The organism is Mammaliicoccus fleurettii (assembly GCF_003970575.1).
Taxonomy (GTDB): domain Bacteria; phylum Bacillota; class Bacilli; order Staphylococcales; family Staphylococcaceae; genus Mammaliicoccus; species Mammaliicoccus fleurettii.
In genome coordinates this window covers 64166-69083 of the sequence record NZ_RXWZ01000157.1, presented here as the reverse complement: position 1 = coordinate 69083, position 4918 = coordinate 64166, and the positions used below count along the sequence as shown (strand labels likewise).

5 protein-coding genes and 1 pseudogene are annotated in these 4918 nt (G+C 29.0%); 3 read left to right on the top strand and 3 right to left on the bottom strand.

All coding sequences use genetic code 11. The features are described from left to right. The first annotated feature begins 51 nt into the window (after nt 1-51). Both CD129_RS11090 and CD129_RS11085 read left to right on the top strand, forming a co-directional pair. Nucleotides 52-849: a hypothetical protein gene (locus CD129_RS11090; protein WP_208430547.1), complete on the top strand. Its 798-nt coding sequence runs from the start codon at nt 52-54 to the stop codon at nt 847-849. 315 nt (nt 850-1164) lie between these two features. Next, on the top strand, nt 1165-2097 hold the full coding sequence (locus CD129_RS11085; protein ID WP_016912777.1) for an aldo/keto reductase: 933 nt from the start codon (nt 1165-1167) through the stop codon (nt 2095-2097). 64 nt (nt 2098-2161) lie between these two features. Here the strand turns inward: CD129_RS11085 and CD129_RS11080 are convergent, their stop codons facing one another. Then, a complete protein-coding gene (locus CD129_RS11080; RefSeq protein ID WP_107559362.1) occupies nt 2162-2740 on the bottom strand; it encodes a phosphoglycerate mutase family protein in 579 nt (192 codons plus the stop codon). A gap of 171 nt (nt 2741-2911) precedes the next feature. Here CD129_RS11080 and CD129_RS11075 point away from each other — a divergent pair, with 171 nt between their 5' ends. Then, nucleotides 2912-3952, top strand: a complete 1041-nt coding sequence (locus tag CD129_RS11075) for an NAD(P)/FAD-dependent oxidoreductase (protein ID WP_115337942.1) — start codon at nt 2912-2914, stop codon at nt 3950-3952. Between the two features lie 50 nt (nt 3953-4002). Here CD129_RS11075 and CD129_RS13500 read toward each other — a convergent pair. Both CD129_RS13500 and CD129_RS13495 read right to left on the bottom strand, forming a co-directional pair. Further along, nucleotides 4003-4353, bottom strand: a pseudogene (locus CD129_RS13500) (helix-turn-helix transcriptional regulator); the annotation flags it as partial. 12 nt (nt 4354-4365) lie between these two features. Then, nucleotides 4366-4905, bottom strand: a complete 540-nt coding sequence (locus tag CD129_RS13495; protein ID WP_239741079.1) for a hypothetical protein — start codon at nt 4903-4905, stop codon at nt 4366-4368. Between the last annotated feature and the right edge of the window lie 13 nt (nt 4906-4918).

Genomic DNA, 4918 nt, shown 5'->3' with positions numbered 1-4918 from the left:
TGACATGTAAGGATTTACATGATTAAAATATGTATAGGAGTGTTATTATCATTGGCAATGATTAAAGAAACCCTTATATGGATAACTTTATTAATATTTAATACTATTAATACAATCTCAATTATTTTAGATAAGGGTGCATTATTAAATATTCCTTTGTGGCTATCATGGTTACTATTTTTAGGGATTACATTTATTATCGTATTAACACTTTTCTTTAGAAAATATTTACAAAAAAAATATTCAACTTATGATTTAATTGAAAAGAATGATTTAAACTTAAAATCAAATGAATATTTTTTTCAATCTCCGTTATATCTAGTAGATAATCAAGTTATCCCTGTATATGGATTTGAAAATATAACATATACTCCAACATATTTTAATAAGATGCATAAATTTGTGAGTTTATTTGGGTTTTTTCCTATATATAGTACATATCTGACTTCTGAAAGTAATGAAGTTAAAATTATTCCACAAAATGCATTTTCACTTAGATATAAGTATAATGTGTATTTAAATAGTGAGTTTATAGGTGTTTTTGAAATGAGAAAGCTTTTAAAAGATAAAGGTATTAAGCAACAATTACCATATGTTTTTAAATCTGATGATAAACAGTATTCATTCAATAATGCGTATATGAGCAATCAAACTACTATTTCAGATTCTAAAGATGGGATAGTTGTTCAAGCAAATAGCAGTTTTTTTGACTTTTCTAAAAATAAGAATACAAAAAAGCGTGGAGAAAAGCATAATATTACGATAACTAACAGTCATCACTGTTCAGAATTACTTTTAGCACTTTATATACAAGCGATCATTAATAAGCAATCTCCAAAGGCATCTTAGGAAGATTTAATTTATAAAGAAAGTATGGTTAAGTATTATATTATAAATAATTATTCATCTTTGTTTCTGCTACTATATAATAGCAATGCAATTGGCACAATAAAACAGCATAGAATCATTATAAAAGACATGAAATCCTCCTTCTTTAGTAACTTGTTTATGATATTTATCTCTAATTTGAATGTTTAGCCATCTCTTAATCTAAATTCAAGCTAAACTTCCATACCCTACTCCCAAACTTTATATAAGCATATGATTTTTTTAATATCCTATTAGAATGATAAGATATAAAGAGTAATGAAAGGAGCGATTTAAATGGTAAAACAAGCTAAGTTAGGTAAATCAAATATTGAAGTCAATCCAATCGGTTTAGGAACAAATGCTGTTGGGGGACATAATTTATACCCTAACCTTGATGAAGAACAAGGTAAAGATGTTGTTCGCGCTGCGATTGATAATGGCGTAACTTTATTAGATACAGCTTTTATTTATGGTCCTGGTAGATCTGAGGAACTTGTAGGTGAAGTTGTTAAAGAATATGACAGAAAAGATGTTGTCATCGCTACTAAAGGTGCTCATTATTTTGAAGGTGAAGAAACGAAACTTTCTAATGATCCTGAATTTCTTAAAGAACAAGTTGAAAATAGCCTTAAAAGACTTCAAACTGACTATATAGATTTATATTATATTCATTTCCCAGATGATGAAACACCTAAAGATGAAGCAGTTGCTGCATTGCAAGAGTTAAAAGATGCTGGCAAGATTAAAGCAATTGGTGTTTCTAATTTTACTTTAGAACAATTAAAAGAAGCTAATAAAAATGGAAATGTTGATGTTATACAACATGAATACAACTTATTAAATCGCGAAAACGAACATATTTTAGAATATACAGCAGAAAATGATATTACGTTTATTCCTTACTTCCCATTAGCTGCTGGATTACTTGCAGGTAAATATGATGAAAATACAACTTTCGACGATTTAAGAGCGGATAAACCTGAATTCCAAGGTGAGCAGTTTAAAGAAAACCTTAAAAAAGTTGATAAACTAAGAGAAATTGCTCAAGAACACAATGTTGAAGTTGCACACATTGTACTTGCCTATTATTTAACAAAACCTTCATTGGATGTAATTATTCCTGGAGCTAAGCGAAATGATCAAGTAATAGACAACTTAACAACATTAGATGTACAACTAACTGAAGATAACATTCAGCAAATAGAGTCTCTATTCCCAATTTCATAAAGCAATATTCAACCGAGAAATGAATCATTTTCTCGGTTTTTTTATTTTTATAACTCCTGGCACACTAGCTTTTAAAAGTAAGATCATCATAATTAATTCTATTTATAGATTCAATCTCTTTATTTTCAAAAATAACTGCATATATATCTGGTTTGCTTGAATTCTTCCAAAAATCATACCCTATTTTATCGTCATAATAATTCAATATACAAGTTAATATATTGCCATGAGTCCCAATTGCTATGTTTTCATACTCTTTTTCTAGTAATTCTTCAATTATTGGAATTGCTCTTTTTTGGACTTCATGAGTACTCTCTCCGCCATCTAGTTTCATATCTCTATTAATAAATGATTCTTTAATTGCTTCTTCTATTTTATACCCTGGCAACTTATAATTCCCTTTCAATTTCTTTTCTTTTAAAGCTTCATATAGTTTAATATTTTCCTTTCGACACATAGGTTCGATAGTCTGTATAGCTCTTGTATAAGGACTACTTATATATAAATCAAAATTAATCTCTTCTAATTCTCTCATTATTTTAAAAGAATCTTCTATTCCTTTATCAGAGAGCGGTCTCTCTCTTTCTTTTCCGAAGACAAATGGTGATTCGGCATGTCTTATAAAATATAATACTTTTTTCAAAAAATACCTCCCAACTTACTAAATCTTCTCACAATTTCTGATAAATTAAAAAAATTACGAGTTCTTTCTATTAATATATTATGACAATCAACTCATTGATATTGATTATCATTTGCAAATATAGGATAATGATAATAAGTTGAAATATAGGAGGAATCATGACTGATGAATATGACAGACGTTACGATTATAGGCGGGGGTCCTGCGGGTTTGTTCGCGAGTTTCTATTCCGGGTTAAGAGGAATGAGCGTAAGAATACTAGATTTCCAAAGTAAATTAGGCGGCAAAATGCATGTATACCCTGAAAAAGTCATATGGGACATTGGCGCTATAGCTCCAAAACCTTGCTATGAAGTCATCCAAGACTTAGTTCAACAAGGCCTTCATTTTGGTCCAGAAGTTTGTTTAGAAGAAAAAGTTGTCGATATTAAAAAAGTTGAAGAACAACATTTTATTTTATATACAGCAAAAGGAAACGAATACCATTCTAAATCTATCATTATTGCTATTGGTGGCGGGATCATTAAACCACTTACGCTAGATATTGAAGGTGCTGAACGCTTTGAACTTTCAAATTTAAATTATGTCGTTCAATCTATTCAAAAATATAAAAATAAGCATATACTGATCTCAGGTGCTGGAAATTCTGCATTAGACTGGGCTTGTGATTTATCTGAATATGCTAAAAGTGTCACGATTTGTTATAGAAAAGAAGAAATATCCGGTCATGAACATATGCGTCAATTATTAGATAAGCTCGATATTAGTAAGAAACCGAGCATGGCTATTAAGCAACTTAACAGTCACCCTGATAAACCAATGATTTCAGAAGTCGTATTAGAGAATGTGGAAACGAAAGAACAAGAAATCATCCCAGTTGACGAAGTTATTATTAGTCATGGTTTTGATCGTGAGTCTGAATTACTTCATAACGCACAAACTAAAGTTAATTTAGTAAATGATTTCTTTATTGAAGGTTTAGGAAATAGTCAAACGTCTGTTCCTGGTATTTTTGGAGCTGGAGACATCCTTAAACATGACGCGAAAGTTCATTTAATCGCATCTTGCTTTAATGACTCTGCCAATGCAGCTAACTTAGCAAAAAGTTATATTGATCCTGACGCACAAGAAGGCGGTCGTGTCTCAAGTCATAATGATGTATTTAAAGAGAAAAATAAAGAAGTTATTAAAAAATATATTGCCCAATCATAAACATAAAGTAGTCTAGCATATTTTCTAGACTGCTTTTTTATGTTCATTGGCTATGTGCAAACTGTTTGGGTATATTTTTGTTCAAAATGTCTTAAATAAAATTTAATTTCATCTATAGAAAGATTTTTTTCGTTATCTACCTCGTTAAAAAAGCTTGGTCGCGCAAATTGTGTATTTTTATTTTGAATCATATCTCTATATTTTTTCGGCGTGACACCATAATATAATTTAAAAGAATGAATATAAGCAGAAACATTATAGAATCCATGTTTTTCAGAAATATCTATTACTTTTTCATGCGTATGAATTAAATCATATATACTATTTAATAATCTAATATCTGTTAAATAATCTTTAAAATTCACACCCATTTGTTCTTTAAACATTTTCGAAAAATATGACTCAGATAAATGTTACTTATGCGTGAATGTATTAATTGTAATACGTTCGTTGTAATGCTCAAAAATATAATCTTTAATTTCTTCAATTATTGGATTAACATTTTTATGAATAATTGGACAATCATGATTATTTAAAAATAAACGTTCTTTATAAATTTCTAAAATAGATATAAGTTGTTTCATGATTTTTAAATTCTGATTGTTGTTGTGTGTTAAATTTAAACAACATAAATATATCAACTGATCTCTTAACATCATAATTTCTGATTGTGAAGTAAGATGGCCATGATTAGATAATAATTCTGGTACCATCGTTTCAATTAATGATTCGTATAAATGAATCTGTACAACAATATTCCCTTCCAATACATCTAGTTTATAACATTCATTATGCTTAACAATAAATGTTTCACCTTCTTCGTAAAAAGTGCTTTCATCTTTAATCGTCATCATAACCTTACCTTTAAGCACAACAAAAAAAGAAATCCCGACATGATTACGATATTTAGTAGCTGAATACTTTAAGTATTTGATTTCATATATATTTCTCACAAAAAATCTCCTA